Source organism: Laspinema palackyanum D2c, from assembly GCF_025370875.1.
GTDB lineage: Bacteria > Cyanobacteriota > Cyanobacteriia > Cyanobacteriales > Laspinemataceae > Laspinema > Laspinema palackyanum.
This window is the reverse complement of the sequence record NZ_JAMXFD010000034.1, coordinates 16,398-31,165: the sequence shown is the minus strand read 5'-3', so window position 1 is coordinate 31,165 and position 14,768 is coordinate 16,398. Positions and strand designations below refer to the sequence as shown.

16 protein-coding genes are annotated in these 14,768 nt (G+C 48.7%); 5 read left to right on the top strand and 11 right to left on the bottom strand.

Translation table 11 applies throughout. The annotated features are described in order from the left end of the window. The first annotated feature begins 155 nt into the window (after window positions 1-155). Window positions 156-1,304: a hypothetical protein gene (locus tag NG795_RS25335; protein ID WP_367291383.1), complete on the top strand. Its 1,149-nt coding sequence runs from the start codon at window positions 156-158 to the stop codon at window positions 1,302-1,304. A gap of 75 nt (window positions 1,305-1,379) precedes the next feature. Here NG795_RS25335 and NG795_RS25330 read toward each other — a convergent pair whose 3' ends face one another. Together NG795_RS25330 and NG795_RS25325 are read right to left on the bottom strand one after the other, a co-directional pair. Next, window positions 1,380-2,381: a hypothetical protein gene (locus NG795_RS25330; RefSeq protein WP_367291382.1), complete on the bottom strand. Its 1,002-nt coding sequence runs from the start codon at window positions 2,379-2,381 to the stop codon at window positions 1,380-1,382. 94 nt (window positions 2,382-2,475) lie between these two features. After that, window positions 2,476-3,432, bottom strand: coding sequence for a tyrosine-type recombinase/integrase (locus NG795_RS25325; RefSeq protein WP_367291381.1), 957 nt, complete (start codon window positions 3,430-3,432; stop codon window positions 2,476-2,478). A gap of 331 nt (window positions 3,433-3,763) precedes the next feature. Here NG795_RS25325 and NG795_RS25320 point away from each other — a divergent pair, with 331 nt between their 5' ends. Further along, on the top strand, window positions 3,764-4,219 hold the full coding sequence (locus NG795_RS25320) for a hypothetical protein (protein ID WP_367291380.1): 456 nt from the start codon (window positions 3,764-3,766) through the stop codon (window positions 4,217-4,219). A 100-nt stretch (window positions 4,220-4,319) separates the two neighbouring features. On the opposite strand, the gene NG795_RS25315 is transcribed toward NG795_RS25320, so the two are convergent. Genes NG795_RS25315 through NG795_RS25305 form a run of 3 tightly spaced genes read right to left on the bottom strand, consistent with a single transcriptional unit; the run spans window position 4,320 to window position 5,840 of the window. Then, entirely contained in the window at window positions 4,320-4,784 is a 465-nt protein-coding gene (locus NG795_RS25315) for a nucleotidyl transferase AbiEii/AbiGii toxin family protein (RefSeq protein WP_367291379.1), read from the bottom strand. A gap of 19 nt (window positions 4,785-4,803) precedes the next feature. Continuing rightward, window positions 4,804-5,226: a nucleotidyl transferase AbiEii/AbiGii toxin family protein gene (locus NG795_RS25310; protein ID WP_367291378.1), complete on the bottom strand. Its 423-nt coding sequence runs from the start codon at window positions 5,224-5,226 to the stop codon at window positions 4,804-4,806. Beyond that, on the bottom strand, window positions 5,223-5,840 hold the full coding sequence (locus tag NG795_RS25305) for a type IV toxin-antitoxin system AbiEi family antitoxin domain-containing protein (protein WP_367291377.1): 618 nt from the start codon (window positions 5,838-5,840) through the stop codon (window positions 5,223-5,225). Before NG795_RS25305 ends, NG795_RS25310 begins: the two co-directional genes overlap by 4 nt. Before the next feature lie 248 nt (window positions 5,841-6,088). On the opposite strand from NG795_RS25305, the gene NG795_RS25300 reads away from it, so the two are divergent. Next, complete coding sequence (locus tag NG795_RS25300) at window positions 6,089-6,376, top strand: HNH endonuclease (RefSeq protein WP_367291376.1); 288 nt, start codon at window positions 6,089-6,091, stop codon at window positions 6,374-6,376. Window positions 6,377-6,498: 122 nt separating this feature from the next. On the opposite strand, the gene NG795_RS25295 is transcribed toward NG795_RS25300, so the two are convergent. Both NG795_RS25295 and NG795_RS25290 read right to left on the bottom strand, forming a co-directional pair. Then, entirely contained in the window at window positions 6,499-6,723 is a 225-nt protein-coding gene (locus tag NG795_RS25295) for a hypothetical protein (RefSeq protein ID WP_367291375.1), read from the bottom strand. A 1,692-nt stretch (window positions 6,724-8,415) separates the two neighbouring features. Continuing rightward, a complete protein-coding gene (locus NG795_RS25290; protein ID WP_367291374.1) occupies window positions 8,416-8,610 on the bottom strand; it encodes a hypothetical protein in 195 nt (64 codons plus the stop codon). 344 nt (window positions 8,611-8,954) lie between these two features. On the opposite strand from NG795_RS25290, the gene NG795_RS25285 reads away from it, so the two are divergent. Together NG795_RS25285 and NG795_RS25280 are read left to right on the top strand one after the other, a co-directional pair. Further along, a complete protein-coding gene (locus tag NG795_RS25285; protein WP_367291373.1) occupies window positions 8,955-9,086 on the top strand; it encodes a hypothetical protein in 132 nt (43 codons plus the stop codon). Window positions 9,087-9,992: 906 nt separating this feature from the next. Next, a complete protein-coding gene (locus NG795_RS25280; protein ID WP_367291372.1) occupies window positions 9,993-10,352 on the top strand; it encodes a hypothetical protein in 360 nt (119 codons plus the stop codon). Here the strand turns inward: NG795_RS25280 and NG795_RS25275 are convergent. Genes NG795_RS25275 through NG795_RS25260 form a run of 4 tightly spaced genes read right to left on the bottom strand, consistent with a single transcriptional unit; the run spans window position 10,297 to window position 14,747 of the window. Next, window positions 10,297-11,025, bottom strand: coding sequence for a M48 family metallopeptidase (locus tag NG795_RS25275; RefSeq protein ID WP_367291371.1), 729 nt, complete (start codon window positions 11,023-11,025; stop codon window positions 10,297-10,299). The two genes, NG795_RS25280 and NG795_RS25275, sit on opposite strands and share 56 nt — an antisense overlap. Beyond that, a complete protein-coding gene (locus NG795_RS25270; RefSeq protein WP_367291370.1) occupies window positions 11,012-14,152 on the bottom strand; it encodes a type I restriction endonuclease subunit R in 3,141 nt (1,046 codons plus the stop codon). Before NG795_RS25270 ends, NG795_RS25275 begins: the two co-directional genes overlap by 14 nt. Further along, window positions 14,149-14,535, bottom strand: coding sequence for a type II toxin-antitoxin system VapC family toxin (locus NG795_RS25265; protein WP_367291369.1), 387 nt, complete (start codon window positions 14,533-14,535; stop codon window positions 14,149-14,151). The genes NG795_RS25270 and NG795_RS25265 overlap by 4 nt, the downstream gene beginning before the upstream one ends. After that, window positions 14,532-14,747 (bottom strand): hypothetical protein, encoded by a 216-nt coding sequence (locus tag NG795_RS25260; protein WP_367291368.1) that lies wholly within the window; start codon window positions 14,745-14,747, stop codon window positions 14,532-14,534. The genes NG795_RS25265 and NG795_RS25260 overlap by 4 nt, the downstream gene beginning before the upstream one ends. Between the last annotated feature and the right edge of the window lie 21 nt (window positions 14,748-14,768).

Sequence of the window (14,768 nt, the reverse complement as noted above, 5' to 3'; positions counted from 1 at the left end):
CCACCCTGGATACCCCGGTTTTCAGTCCTGGGGGAGGATGCAGTCAGGGATGAGGTGGGGGCCACCGCAACGAGGGGCTAACTCAATCCAGCCAATCAGTCTCATAAAACCTGTTAACAAGTTTTAGAATAGAGCCAGAGTTACTGAGTTGAGCGATGAAACCGAAAGGAGGACGGGGCAAGATAGCGCCCTACCAAACCAAATTGATGAGGGTGCCGGTGCCAGTGGAATCTCAGGTGATGCAACTGTGCGATCGCTACCGTGAGTTTATCGAGTCTGGGGGGAATCCCGAAGAACCGCCATCAATGCTGGAGTCTCGTCCTGGATTAATCTCAGGTGACACTGGGCGATCGCAACGGGAAACGCCACCATCGATGCTGGAGTCTCGCGAGGGATTGCTCTCGGGTAAAACTGGGCGATCGCAACTGATAGAGGAGTTCGCACCCCTGGCGTTCGAGGCAATCGGCACGACCGGGGAAGATTGGTCGGCTAAGTTGAACCAGTTCCTGGCGGAATTAGCCTCGGCGATCGCCAACATCAAGCAGCAGAACGAACCCAAACCCGAGCCAGTCCGCGAACCCGAGCCAGTCCCCGAACCCGAGCCAGCCAAACCGCGCTCGAAGCACGAAAAAATCTGGGATGAGTTGAATGATCGACAGCAGACCTATCTCCAGCAGATTTTCGAGATTGACCAGAACCGGGAGGAGTCCGAACGCGGTGCATGGAATAGCGGTGGTCGTCCCAGACCGGCTGATGAATGGCGCTGGATTGAATATTTGGAGTTGTTTGGGAATTCGTCCCAACTCAGGCAGAAACTCAAAACAGCGGACGTGGTTGACCCGGGGACCGGCAGCACCTTCAAGGCACTCGCCACTCGCAAACTCATCGAAATTGACTACTGCTATCCAGTGAAAGACTGGTTCAAATGCAAACTGACTCGGTTGGGTCGGGCCGTGGTTCGTGCGGGTTTGGGCGTTCAGTCTCCGAAAAAACTGCCACCTCGGACGCTGAGGGATTATCAGTGGAAGGCGCTGGTGGCCGCGTGGCAAGCTGGGAATGAAGGATTGAGGGCAGATGGGGAACGCTCAGGGGACTATGGCGGCCATAGTTGGCAGCATTGTTGGCTACGGCTGCGGGCTTGGGATGACAAGATGCGTTATGGCAGGAGTGGGCTGGTTCGGGAGTTTAACAAAGACTTGAAATCCTATCTAGGCATCACCGAAGAAGGACGCAAATTCTACCGGGAAAACTGGCAAAAATATCGCGAACTTTATCCCGAGGTGGAAGCGCCAGAACCCGAGTGAACCGGATGCCAACAATAATGCCCTTGCCTCGAACCTTTAGCAGGCCAAGTTCACAGCTTCCACCAGCGCATCATGTTACTCCGCAGATTCTGGTTGGGCTTTAACCGGGCGTGGTTTTGGCTTTGGCTTGCTCTGTTTGGCCTGTTTTTCCTTGGCCTTAGAGGGAGTGGCATTGCTCTTAGAGGGCTTGGCGTTCTTTTTTTTCTGCTTTTGGACGGTCGCTTTATCTTCGTTGGATGCCTTGAAAAACTTGGGCGCTTTCTCTAACGGGGGTGCGAGTAAGGCCACAAACTCAAACCCATTTTTCGCCGGGATAAACTTCGCCTTGAGTTGCAGGAATAGGGGACGACCTTGTTCCTCTTTTTCAAGTTTAGGATTAAACCGGAATGGCTTAAAGGGCGCGTCTTTCCATATCACCGGAATATGGGCCGCCTTCATAAAATTGACCTTTTTCTTAGCCGCAACTGCTTCATCTAATTTTTTCAAATTCTGGTGGATGGTTTCGTCAAAATTGCGGAACACCGAGATAACCGGGACGCGACAAACCGGGATGAACTGCCACAATCCAGAGAGCTTAAACTCAAAATCTTCTAGCTGCATGGAGATGGCTCCCGAGGCTGCATCTTTCTCAAAACCGACCAACTGAAAAGCAAGCTGATGGGGTTGCTCCTGTTTCGGGAAGTGCATCACCTTGGGATAAACAATGAGCCGTTGTGTGGTACTTCCCGACTGTTTTATCTCCAGTTTTAAGGCAACCATTGCCGACATCAACCTGGGCTTGAACAAGAGTCGATATTCCTTACCCCCCACCGTCACTTTTGCCATAATACTCCCCTCCTCAAAGCTAACTTCACCGGGGAGGATGCCGACGGCTTGAAAAAATGCGCCCTTATGTTCGGGTTCCTGTTCAGTTGTTTCGGTAGTTTCTAATTCGGTTGACGGTTGAGTTGTTTCGGCAATTTCTAAATCGGCTGGTGCTTCAATGGTTTCAGTCGTTTTTAAATCCGCTGGCGCTTCAGTTGTTTCGGCAGTTTCTAAATCGGCTGGTGTGGGTTTGAGTTGGGCTTTATCACTCATTGTTAATGCTGGTTTTTCTTTGCTGACATGATAACTAAATTTGCCAGGTTTATTCCCAAGTCAATGAACCCGCTACTCAACCGCAACGACCGGCTCAAAACTCCAACTTCTGCACTGCCGCCCGTTTGGTCTCTTCCCCTCGCCGGTCGTACCTTGTAGTCGTCGAAGGCGAGGAATGACCGGCCAGTTGCTGCACCGTGAAGGGATCGACATCGGCAGCAAGGAGGTCGGTGCAGAACGTGCGCCTAAAATCATGGGGGGAACAGCGCTCGATTTGAGCAGAGTCCGCCAACTTCCGCACGACTTTGTACACCGTATCCGGAGTCAGCGCCTTGAGTTGGACTCTCCCAAATCGGTTGACCGGACAAAGCAACGGCCCAGGTTCGCGCCCTCTAACTTGCAACCAACTCTCCACAACCGGGACCAACTTATCAGCCAAGTAAACTATCCTATCCTTGTCCCGCTTCCCTGCAATCACTTCGATAATCCCAGTATCAGGATGGTAATGTTTCAATTGCAGGTTAACCAGTTCCTCCCGCCTGATGCCCGTACCGCGCAGGAGGACAATCAAGGCGGCATCGCGCAGGTTGAGCGGAGTGTCAGACTTTTGGCACTCATGGAGCATCGCCGCGAGTTCATCCGAGGCAATCGCCCGACCTTTCAAGTTTTTTTTAGGAACATCAATGCGTGGCAAATCCGCAGCCCGGGCATAGTCTTCCTGGGACATTAACCCCAGCCGCCACGCTTCTTGAAGCGTTCGGCGCAGAGCACAGAGCATCTTGGCGACAGTAGCGGGAGCCAACCGAGCCAACAAAGCCGAACGAACCGCAGCGGTGTGGTGGTAGCGCAACTTTGACCAGTCTAGGGTGAGCGCATCGCATGAGCCATTGGTGAGCAGTGCGGCAATATGGTCAAGTGCTTGCCGCATGGTGACTTGTGAAGTTTTGCCCAGACTAGCTAAATAAACCGCAGCCGGTTGTTGCGTGAGGGGGACTGGCTCAAGCAACCGCAACGGCTCTCCCTCTTCAATAAACTGTTGCAGGTCGTCCATGACTCACCGCCAACTGATTCCTAAATTGTAAGCAAAGGGGGAACGTCAGGAGTGAAGTGGCGCTTAAAACTTAACAAGACTCTGTGGAACTACACTTCTCAATTATCATTGGCTAACCATATCGTTTTGAGGGAGTTTACACTCAATCCCTTGTGTCATGGGGATGAAAGACCTTTCAACGAGTGCGGTCTTCCTGGAAACCTGGCCGCCAACTCCATTGAGGCCCCTCAGAGCGTTCGTGCTGTCAGTAGCACTGGGACAACACTGACTGAATGCCCCCGTCCGAGCGGTATGATGGAATATCAAGGCACGACTACAGCACGGTTAAAGCATGGCAGCATCAACGAAACGGATTGTGGGCTATTTGCCGGTGGAGTACCACAACCGGCTCCGGCAATATATGGATGAGGAAAACTTGGGCGAGAGTGCGGCCCTGGTGCAGATTCTGCGCGAGTTCTTTGATGGCAGACAGCAGAATCCTGAGATAGATTCGCTCAAAGCACAACTGACTCAGTTGCAGCAACGGGTGGCGGTGGTGGAAGCGGTGCTCAGTTCCGGGGGCAGAGGCGGCAGGGGACGGAGCCTTCTTCCGGTGATGAGCGAACCCATCAAGCCAAAGGCACTGACCACGGCAGAACTGGCGGAACGGTTGAAGGTGAAGCCCGCAGAAGTTGACGAAGCGGTAAGCCAGGGCATCGAGGATTTCAAAAAATGGAGCCGCAGTCGGGACCCAGCTTTGATCCGGTGGGAGAAACGGGGCGAGTTGTTCCACCAGGTGGAGCGGTGATGGCGAGTTGGGGTTATTGATGATTTCTATCGGGGTAAGCGAATGCCTCTTCTTATGTCAGAACGCGAAAAGACGCGCTATAGGAGATACTGAAATAACCTTACTCCCAATAACCGGATTGACGCCAAGTCTTGTTAAATACTTCCCCCCTGGCTGCCGCTAAACATGGCGGCATCAGAAAATTTTCTAACTTTGAAAGTACATTAGTAAAGCTGGCCCCGTTTGTATTGAGCTTGTTTTTGGAAAGAAAAGCCTCCCACGACTTTTGTTTTAGTTGACCGAATTCAAGGGTCAGAGCAGAAGGAGATATTTGAGGGAGCGGTGTATTGCGCCGTTCAAACGTAGCCTGAATAGCCGAACTAATTTCTTGTCCTTTAAACTCAAACTTGTTACAAAGAAACCAGATATCATAAAAATCTTTCAGGCGAGTATTGGCTATGCTTAACTTAACCATTGCTTGAAATTTCTCAGCTATCACCGTTTCCGGAGGGTAAGCCCGCAGACATGGCGCTGGAAATTGTTCTAAAATTGTCGGAAATTCTACCTCCATTGCTTTGGGCGTCACCGCATCTCCAAAGCCAATGTCAATAGTTACGGTCGGTGCGAGTATTAGTCCCCGACAAAAACGCCCGAAACCTAATTCTTACCCCTTCATACTGCTGGTTTTCTTTGATTCTTGAACCGGCTACCTCATCCGCCTTAAATGCAAGACCATCTGGCTCTACCTGAGTCAGACAAATCTCTCGGAAGACTTGCTCTAAATGAGAAATTTCTGCCTTGCCATAACCTAGTAAATCCAAGTCTCGCGTCGGTCGATGCGTTTGGTCGCTCCAAATCGAAAAAAGTAATGCCCCTTTAAGGATGTATTGATTTTGATAGGGCGATTGGCTCAAACGGTACAAAAACCGCTCCAAAGCATACCGGGTTAGAACTGATTGGAAGTCATCCTTTTGCTCCTTAGAAAAATTTAAGAGCTTCTGATGAACAGAGGCAGCTAGGTTCCTCATGTTAGTGATTCTAGGTAGGGATAGATAACGCGAGCTACGCGACAGATTTGAGCATAATGCCAGAGTTCATCTATTGTGCAGCGATTGCCATTCCAGGATTCCCGTAGAGCTTCAAGCGCTACGTCCATCCCAAGTTTGTGGCGGTATTTAAAACAATCCGCGACTGTCTTGGCAACGCTGTACACTTTCACAGGCAGCCCCGCACAGTCATGCTCCTCTATGCCTTCACTAAAAGCCTTGCCTGACATATAAACAATCCGCAAAGGGAGAATATCGTCTTTAGGAGGACGTGCTTTGTTGGCGATCGCCATCCAAACTTCAAAAGGGGCCTGGGTTGTGAGTCGATGAAACCGAAGTGCAGAAAGCAGACAAATTATCCCATGAGGAACCCGCGCACAGGCTTCAATCTGGCTTTGATGTTCGGTTAAGTCATTCTTACAGAGCGTGTAAATTCCACGCCCTGCCCTGACGAGCGTCCCCTGCTGTTCAAGTCGCCGCAAAGACTCCGGATGGATCCCGCGCTCTCTCAGGTCGCGGGAGCGAATAAGCTGGTTATCTCGGGCAAGTTGCAGCACCTGCCTTGAGCTAGATTGCTTTTCCATTTTGAGCTTCACCCCTGCGTACTCCAATATCCCAACAACTGTGACAAACTGTCGGTAGTTTTAATATTATACCGACAGTTTGTCACATCTAGGGATGTCATGGTGGAGCTAGGGTAACTTCACCGAGGTCGTTACAGGGTAATAAAAATAATTGTTAGCTCTAACAGTTATCTGACTCGCGCCAGTGTGATCGGGCGGAGGGTTAAGGATGGAGCTTCGGATAAAATAGTAAAAACCGCGTGGCTCCCCCACCATCAAAGATGTCACGATATTCCAAAGACTGGCGGACTATTGCCCTAACTATCAAAGAACAAGCCGGGTGGCGCTGTGCCAAATGCGATCGCCAATGTTTGCGTCCTGGTGACGACATCACGGGTCTGACCAAATCCGAACGGACCAAAATCACCTTGACGGTTCATCACCATAACCGGATGCCCGAGGACAACCGCCCCGAGAATCTGATTGCACTCTGCACCAGTTGTCACCTGGGCTATCACACTCGGCAACAGTCGAACGTGCCGCCAGGTCAGTTATCGTTTGAGTTTTAGTGGATTCTGGGTTGGGCGAGGTTTGTCAATAACTGTCAGGTCCGACACTTATCGGGTTGGTTCGGTGGCGATCGCCTCATCAGCACTGGCAAAGTTTCAACCCGTCAGTTTCAGTTGGATGTTTACGACTCCTCGGACGATGAAAGACGCTGAGAGATTTCGTTAAACAGCTTTTCTTCTCGCTGTTCTTTGATATTTCTTTCCCATAGTGCTGCTTGATCTAAAAACAGGTCTACATCATCTTTCTGGGTTGCTACTAATGCAGACTGGATATGTTTCCACGCTATAAACACATCTTCTGCACAAAAGGACCCCATAACTCGGTCTAGCAGTGTGTCGGTTGCCAAATTAAATGTCGTCTTAACAAATTAATGTCGCCGAAGTCAAGAGCCTGAATTCCTCTGTGCATAAGGGTTTAGGCTGTTTTTACACTCTAGCAACCCCAAATAGGGCTTAACAAATTAAATGTCGTCTTTTATGCTTTTAACAAATTAGATGTCGTTTCTGGTAAGCTGTGCGGCAACTGGGGAATCAGAAATCAGATAACTGTCGGAACCGTGGGAGAAGCATTGACAACCTGATTGATGGCTGGGCAACATTAATTTGTTAACGATTGATTTTTAAGGCTCGACGACATTAGTTTGTTAAAGTCAGCCTTGGACGACACTAATCTGTTAACAGCGACAAATAATTTGTTAAATGATAACAGTTATCTGGAAATGGAGTCAACCGATCGCCCCGCCGGAGATAACTCTCAGGTCTGACACTTATTCGATTGAGTCAACCCATCGCCCCGCCGGAGATAACTGTCAGAGGTGACAGTTATTTGAATGGGTCCCGTGGCGATCGGTCGGTCCAAAGAAAAAGGCCCCAGCAAGGACTGAGGCTCAGAATATTTTGAGTAGCATCAGGGATACCTGACACCGAGTGCGATCGCCCTAAAAAAAAGGCCCCAGCAAGGGCTGAGACTTAGAATATTCTGAGTAGTATCAGGGATACCGGATATCCGGTGCGATCGCCCTAAAAAAAAGGCCCCAGCAAGGGCTGAGGCCAAATGATAGAGCGCTCTATATCCCTATCGGCTATTTACTGCCGTTTTGGTCATGGGGTGGCCCCTATTTTTTTGGCAGTGTTTGAAAAACGGTGCAGACCGCTATCACCGCATCAGGGATTACCTGATGCAATTCTTGGGGAGCTTGCCATGCATAGGCAGTCACAATTACGATGCCAACCACTAGCGCGATTGACAATTTTTTGTTAGAATTCATATAGAAACAGTTGTGAATTAATCACAACACAAAGAACATAGGAGTCTTTTTCTTCCTGCGTAAACAGGGGAAAAGCAACCAAATTATCAGTCGGGAGAAGGGCCAACTTCTTCCGATTTTTGCTTTGTGGGAAAATCAACTCCTATTCCTCGAATGGTAGCACAGAAATCGAGGTTTGTGGAGACCGTTCAACACCCGCCCTAGTTTTTTTGGAAGGTGTCCACCAAGTTGCCACATGACGCAAAGACAGCCAATTATAAGGCGATAATATTGCGGCAAATAAATGAGTTAATCAATTTTAAATCAACTTGCCAATAAAGAGTGGCAATACTCGATTAATAAAGTTTTTAGTCTTTTATGTATATAGGTCATGCTTCCCGAACACACCTCTGATTATCTTGGAGTCATATCATGTGCTTTTACACCACCATTATCCCTGAGTATATCCTTTGATTAGCAATGTCAAGACGCTTTTACACCCCTATTATTAATGAATCTGTCTTTCCAATAGCGATAGCAAGGTGCTTTTACACCACTGTTACTAATAAATCTGCCTTTCAACTATTGGGTTTTTCGATGTAACGGTACTTAATAAACAAAGGGACACTTATTTCTGTTACGACATTTAATATCTAGCCTGTAATATTTAACCCGTAAAGCATTTCACGATAGATCGCTCTCTGCCACTGCCTTCCCCAAAAAGAGCCCCCCAAGGGGGAGGCTAGATTTCAAGCTATCTGGAAAAATGTTGGATATACCCAACAAATGAGGTTATTTAGGATTCCCCTCCTCATCGGGTGGGGCCTGTTTGTTATCCAGTGTTTGAATCAGGGTGCAGGCCATTATCACCGAATCAAAAATGGCCCGATGTAATTCTTCCGGGACGTGCCACACATAGGCGGCAAAACTTAAAGTTCCAGCGGCGATCGCAATCGCTATGGACCATTTTTTGTTACGTTTGATCATTGGATGACGCTGGCGTAAACACCAGCAATAACGTTTAAAGTCTTGCCTCTTGGTGGAACAAGAGGTAAGAAAATCCTTAAGCAGTGGGAGGAGTTGGCCCTTCTCCCATTTGCTTGTTCCATATATGGGTAAGGGGGTTAACGAATCTGACCACCAATGGCTCCATGCTAATCAGGCCCAAGTCCTGTGTCTAGGCAAGCCTATGTTTCGCAGGCTCTGACCGAACGGTATATGCAGGAATGGTGGGACCTCTTAACAAGCCATCGGTCCTAAAAAATGGGGCAGGTTTAGAGGGACCCACCGCTATAACTGTCGGAACTAGAACTTTAAAAAACGTATTCATAATGATTTATTGCAGTCGCGAAATTGCCGGATCCGTTCAAGGAGAAACGGATTCCAATTTTGATGCGATCGCCTCTCCTCTCCTCGATGACAGTGGAATCTTGCCGGTGGCGGTAAGCGCAGCTATCCCGTAGGCGATCGCCTCAAAAAAAGGCCCCAGCAAGGGCTGAGGCCAAATTCTGGAAGGTTTCAGACTATCGGCTATTTAGGGCCGTCTTTGTCATCGCCACGGTCAGCGGGTGGGTCCTGTTTTTTGTCCATCATTTGAACCAGGGTGCTGGTCACTATCACCGCGTCAGGAATTGCCCGATGTAATTCGTCTGGGGCTTTCCACGTATAAACGGCGACCGTAATTAGACCGATTCCTAGCGGAATCAGCCATTTCTTGATATGCTGCATGATGATAGAAAACTCGCATAGATGCGAATGCGAAATAACTTAAGTCGAACTCCTGTTCCCGCAGGAGATAGACACATCAAGCATTGGGAGGAGTTGGCGCTTCTCCCGTTTGCTTTTTCAAGTGCCTTTCCGACTCATTCCAAAGCATATCATCTGCTTCTTAGATATCTAAGTAAAACGTCCCTATTTGGGATTTCATAATGGGAAAACTTTGAAACAAATTTTTAAAAAAATGCAGAAATCCTTTACCTGCTTAACTTTTAGGGAAACTTAGCTTGTTAATATTTGACACCAGCCGATAAAAAAAAACTGGTTTATCTCGGCTTACTTCTCTCCAACGGTTGCGATCTCCCCAAAAAAATGCGGCAGGCTTGGACGTACCCACCGGAATAACTGTCGTCCGTAATTCTTATCGCCGCTGCCACTGACTCTGGTGCGATCGCCAGCCCAAACGCAACAATCCCGCCAGAGCCAGTCTGACGGGATTGCCTTTTATATCGATTTTTAAATAGACCTGTGCGGCCTGTGTTAACCCGGGTTTGTTTTTCTTATGCTCTTAATCTACCCGAGTCCTCTGGTCTGGGAATCTGCCTGGAGATAGAACTGAGCCAGATAATCTCTAATTCCAGCAGCGGATTGGCTTGATTGTGAAGTTGGCCGGAATCGTGCCGGTGGAAACCGAGGGACTGCTCAACGGGCTGCTGATTCTGGAGGGACTAGCGACGGCGGGCAAGACAGACGATCGCTCGCCTGAAGTCTCCCCAAAGATTGCACCAGCGGGTCGGAACTGGGGCAGTTGGGTTCAACAGCGGGCGATTCTCCCTCCCCAGATGCGATCGCCTCTAAGTTCAGTGTTCATCCCACAACTCTCAAGGTTAGCGGTTCTCCTGGAAACCGATCGCCTCTCATTCTGCACCCACCCTAACTTTCCCTCAAATTCTCCCCCTACAACTCCCCTAACGGTTCCCGATTCAAAATGTCCCGACATTCCCGCCAATTAGGTAAATATTGATCCATATAGGCTTTAAATCGTTGATTATGATGGCGCTCTAAAAAATGAACCAACTCATGCACCACCACATACTCCAGGCATTCTACCGGCTTTTTTGCCAACTCTAAATTCACCCAAATCCGATGCTGGCTTATATTACAACTTCCCCATTTCGTCTTCATTTTTTTGATGCCCCACTCCGCCACGTCCTGCCCGATTATCGGTTGCCAGTGGTCCAACAAATCCGGGATTCTTGCTCTAAGTTGAGCGCGATACCATTCAGTTAACACTAAAGCCCGATTTTGAGGGGAAGTCCCGGGGTTGACGAATAGCTGAAGGGTTTTAGGGGGAATTAAGGCCATTTCATGACGCCCCCGACGTTCGATGACTTCTAGCCGATACCGCTCGCCAAATACATAATGACTTTCCCCAGAAACCATTTCTCGCTTGGACTGGCGGGGTTGGGCTTCAAAGTTGGCTCGTTGTTTCTTAATCCAGGACAGCCGGGAAATGACCGCCAGCCGAATGTTATCCTCGGTTAGATGCAACGGTGCAGCAACCCGAACATGACCATGAGGCGGATAAACCCCTACATGGAGGTTTTTGATAGGTTTTCTGACGATTTGGATGGGAATATCCCTGATGATAATCTGGCTTTCAATTTCTAAGTTACTGATACTCATTTTGATGTTTAATTATTTCTAAAATATTTCCCAGATTAATATCGGGGTCGCGAATGACTCCCCGAATGGCATTTTTGATTTCTCGTTCTTTCATCGTATTTCCAATCCATCCCTCTTTTTTGGTGGAACGGACTGCTTTATCGACCGCCAGGGCTAAGGTTTCATCTTGTCCTAGGTTATCGTAGAGCGATCGCTTGGCGGGGGTATCCAGAGAGTGGGGATAGTTAGCTTGCACCTCCCCTGCGGGTTGAATGATTTGTTTTGCCAGTTGTTTGACCTGTTCTAGGTACTCCTGATAACCCATTGCCTGGTTCCGGCGTTGCTCAATTAAAGCATCCAGTAAATCGGACATATTTTCATAGTATTTCGGGTTAATCGGACTCTCATCTAAGATGATTTTGCGGATGTTATTCTCAATGGTTTCGGCAACCGCTTCCCGGTTGTTCTTTAAGCCTGCTGGCAGTTGTTCTAATGTGCCTAACCCGTTTTTAACAATCAGTTGAATCAATCCCAATTCTTCAAAGTCGGAGACGATGGTACTGGGTTCGGCGTGGATGTAGCTATCCAGCAGGTGGCGCATGGCGGGTTCGTAGAGTTTCATATCTAAGTAGTCACCACTGGCAATTTTGACCTCATCCCGCATTTTGCTGTAGTGTTCTACTTCGGCTTTAATGGTTTGGGATTCGTGGCTGGTATAACCTGCCTCTGTCATTTCGTTGGCGAGGTTACTATAGGCACGAATTAAGGCGGTGACGGCTTGGTAAAGGGCGACTCGTTTCGGTTCGTTGTTGGTTAGGGCTGTTTTATCGGAGGTGTCGGTGGCGCAGAAGTAATGGAGGTAGTCGGAGGTGTTGCCGGGACGGGGGACGGGTTCACAGAGGGCTTTGACGGTTTCTAGGGTGTCTTCTAGGCGCTCTTTTGCTTTGTCTAGGCGATCGCTCAATAATCCCGCTACGTCATCGGCATCATAGCCTTCAAAAGCGCCACTGGTATAGTTATTAACGGCCCCCTCTAGTTGTTGGAAAAGGTCTTTATAATCCACGACATAGCCATATTCTTTGTCTTCCCCATCCAGGCGGTTGACGCGGCAGATGGCTTGGAATAATCCATGATCTCTCATGGTTTTGTCGATGTAGAGGTAGGTGGCGGGGGGTGCATCAAAGCCGGTGAGGAGTTTATCCACGACTATCAGCAGGCGCATTTGTCCGGGTTCTTTGATAAATCGGGTTTTGACTTCTTTCTCAAATTCCTCTACCCGGGACATGGCTTTGTCTTCGGGTTGGTTGAAGTAGTCTGCCAGCATCCGGCGATAAATCTCATATTGATGCAGTTTCTCGGTGTTTCCCTCTCCGGTTTCTTCTCCTTTGATATCGGCAGGGGAGGGTTTGTAGCTGGTGATGATGGCGCACTTTCCTTTGAGTTGGGTTTGGTTGAAGAGTTCGTAAGTTTTGCAGGCTTGGTATATGCTGGCGCAAACGAGCATGGCGTTCCCTCTTCCATCCATGAGGCGGGGTTTGGTTTCCATGTCTAGCAGGATATCGTCCACGATTTGTTCGAGGCGAGATTTGCTAGAGAGGAGTTTTTGCATTGTTCCCCATTTCTGTTTGAGTTGGGTTTTGGCTAAGTCGGATAATCCGCGCGTTTTTGCTTCAAACCATTGGTCAATTTTGGTCTGGGTGGTGATAGTTTGGTCGATATCTCGGGCTTCATAGCGCAAGTCGAGCACGATGCCATCGGTGACGGCTTCATCAAATTTGTAGGTGTGGATGTAGTTGCCGAAGACTTCGATGCTTTTTTGCTTGTCTTGTTTGAGGAGGGGGGTGCCGGTAAAGCCGATGAATAAGGCGTCGGGGAGGATGCTTTTCATGGCTTGGTGGAGTTTCCCGGACTGGGTACGGTGGCATTCATCGACGAAGACGAAGAGGTTGCCTTTGGGGGTGAAGTTGCTGGGGAGTTGGTTTTGGATGGTTTGTATAAGTTCGTCGGTGGCTTCGTTTTGGCGGTTGCCAAATTTCTGGATGAGGGAGCAAATTAGCCAGGGTTCTGAGGTGCTGAGGGTGCGGATGAGGTCCGCGCTGCTTTTGGTTTGGTAGATGTCTTCGTCTATTCCTTTAAAGATGCTTTCGATTTGTTCGTCGAGTTCGGTGCGATCTGTGAGGATGAGGACCCGCGCATCGTTGAGGTTTTCTCGGATCCATTTGGCAAGCCATCCCATTGTCAGGCTTTTCCCGGACCCTTGGGTATGCCAGATGATGCCGCCTTCTCGCTGTTGGAGGGCGTTTTGGGCGGCTTTGATGCCGAAGTATTGGCTAGGGCGACAGGTTTTTTTGATGCCGCTATCAAAGATGATGAAGTTGTGGAGGAGTTCTAAGAAGCGGGTTTGGTTACAGAGGCGAATTAGGTCACTATCTAAGCGAGTCTCGGCTATTTCTGAGGGGATTTCAGGGAGATATTTTTGATTTTTTGGGTGGGTATTGGGGTTATAAAGTGGATTTTCTTCTTTCCATTCGAGATAGTATTTTTCTGAGGTTTCTATGGTGCCGTAGCGGATTCCTTGGGTATCGTTTCCCGCCATGACAAGTTGGAGGGTGGTGAAGAAGGGGCGGATAAATTCTTTTTTCTGGTTGTCGAGGTTTTGGCGGATGCCTTCACTGATGGAGACGATGGAACGTTTGAGTTCGAGGATTCCGAGGGCGATGCCGTTGATGTAGAGGACGATATCGGGGCGTTTGGAATTTTTGCCTTTAATGGTGACTTCTTCGGCTATAGCAAAGTGGTTGTTTTCGGGGTGTTCCCAGTCGATTAACCAGATGGTTTGGGTTTGTTCTCCAGCCCCTTCTTTGACTTTGACGCCATAGCGCAGGAGGCTATAAACGGCTTTGTTGGCATCATAGAGGTTTTGGATGTCTCCGAGGGCGGCTGCTTGGTCAAGTTCTCTCAGGGTTTTGCTGATGAGGGTTTTGTTAATGCCTCCGTTGGCTAACCATTGGGTGAGGAGTTCGGGTTCTATGTTGCGGTTATTTTTTCGGTGATGCCAGTTTCCGAGGTAGGTGTAGTGGAGGTGGTTTTGGAAGAGTTGGATGATTCTGCCTTGAGTGAATAGTTCGAGTTGTCCAATGTTGCTCATGGCGTGTTTTTTTGGAGATAGTTTAATATTTTTTGATCCTGAGTAAGTAGTGACAACCCGGAAACCCTAGCCGTCGCGACAATGATTTGGTCAGAGGGGTCGGCATGAAATCCAGAAAGTCGAGTAGATTCGAGGATGATTGGCAGGCTTAATTGGAGTAATTGAACGCCGGGGTAATCTAGGGCGAGTTCAAGCCATTCCTCTAAAGGACATTCAAAAGTTAGCCTATTTTTCTCGACTAATTTAGCAATTTCCCAGCAAGAAATGATGCTGACTCCTAAACCGCTGGCTTGATTTGCTTCAATGAGTTCTCGGTTTTGGCGAGACAGTTTAGGATGTTCATCAACCCACCAGATCCAGATATGCGTATCTAGGATAATCATGCGAGGGCATCCCAGTCTTCTAAGGCTACGGGTTCGTAGGGGTTGTCATAGTGAACGACTTTCCCTCGGAGGGGGTGATGTTCAGAGGGATGCTGTTGGGAGGAAGTTGAGCGCATATCATTTTTAACGGTTTGCAGAATTGCTTCAATAATCAGGATGCGCTCCTGGATTGATGTTCCTTGCAGTTTTTCGATAATCTCTGATTCAATCATTTGTTGGCTCCTGTATTATTG

Bases quoted from the DNA above. Each gene is read 5' to 3' on its own strand.
- NG795_RS25320 (WP_367291380.1), top strand. From the start codon at position 3,764: ATGGCAGCATCAACGAAACGGATTGTGGGCTATTTGCCGGTGGAGTAC.
- NG795_RS25290 (WP_367291374.1), bottom strand. From the start codon at position 8,610: ATGATCAAACGTAACAAAAAATGGTCCATAGCGATTGCGATCGCCGCT.
- NG795_RS25330 (WP_367291382.1), bottom strand. From the start codon at position 2,381: ATGAGTGATAAAGCCCAACTCAAACCCACACCAGCCGATTTAGAAACT.
- NG795_RS25275 (WP_367291371.1), bottom strand. From the start codon at position 11,025: ATGAGTATCAGTAACTTAGAAATTGAAAGCCAGATTATCATCAGGGAT.
- NG795_RS25310 (WP_367291378.1), bottom strand. From the start codon at position 5,226: ATGAGGAACCTAGCTGCCTCTGTTCATCAGAAGCTCTTAAATTTTTCT.
- NG795_RS25325 (WP_367291381.1), bottom strand. From the start codon at position 3,432: ATGGACGACCTGCAACAGTTTATTGAAGAGGGAGAGCCGTTGCGGTTG.
- NG795_RS25300 (WP_367291376.1), top strand. From the start codon at position 6,089: ATGTCACGATATTCCAAAGACTGGCGGACTATTGCCCTAACTATCAAA.
- NG795_RS25335 (WP_367291383.1), top strand. From the start codon at position 156: ATGAAACCGAAAGGAGGACGGGGCAAGATAGCGCCCTACCAAACCAAA.
- NG795_RS25270 (WP_367291370.1), bottom strand. From the start codon at position 14,152: ATGAGCAACATTGGACAACTCGAACTATTCACTCAAGGCAGAATCATC.
- NG795_RS25260 (WP_367291368.1), bottom strand. From the start codon at position 14,747: ATGATTGAATCAGAGATTATCGAAAAACTGCAAGGAACATCAATCCAG.
- NG795_RS25285 (WP_367291373.1), top strand. From the start codon at position 8,955: ATGATTTATTGCAGTCGCGAAATTGCCGGATCCGTTCAAGGAGAAACG.
- NG795_RS25265 (WP_367291369.1), bottom strand. From the start codon at position 14,535: ATGATTATCCTAGATACGCATATCTGGATCTGGTGGGTTGATGAACAT.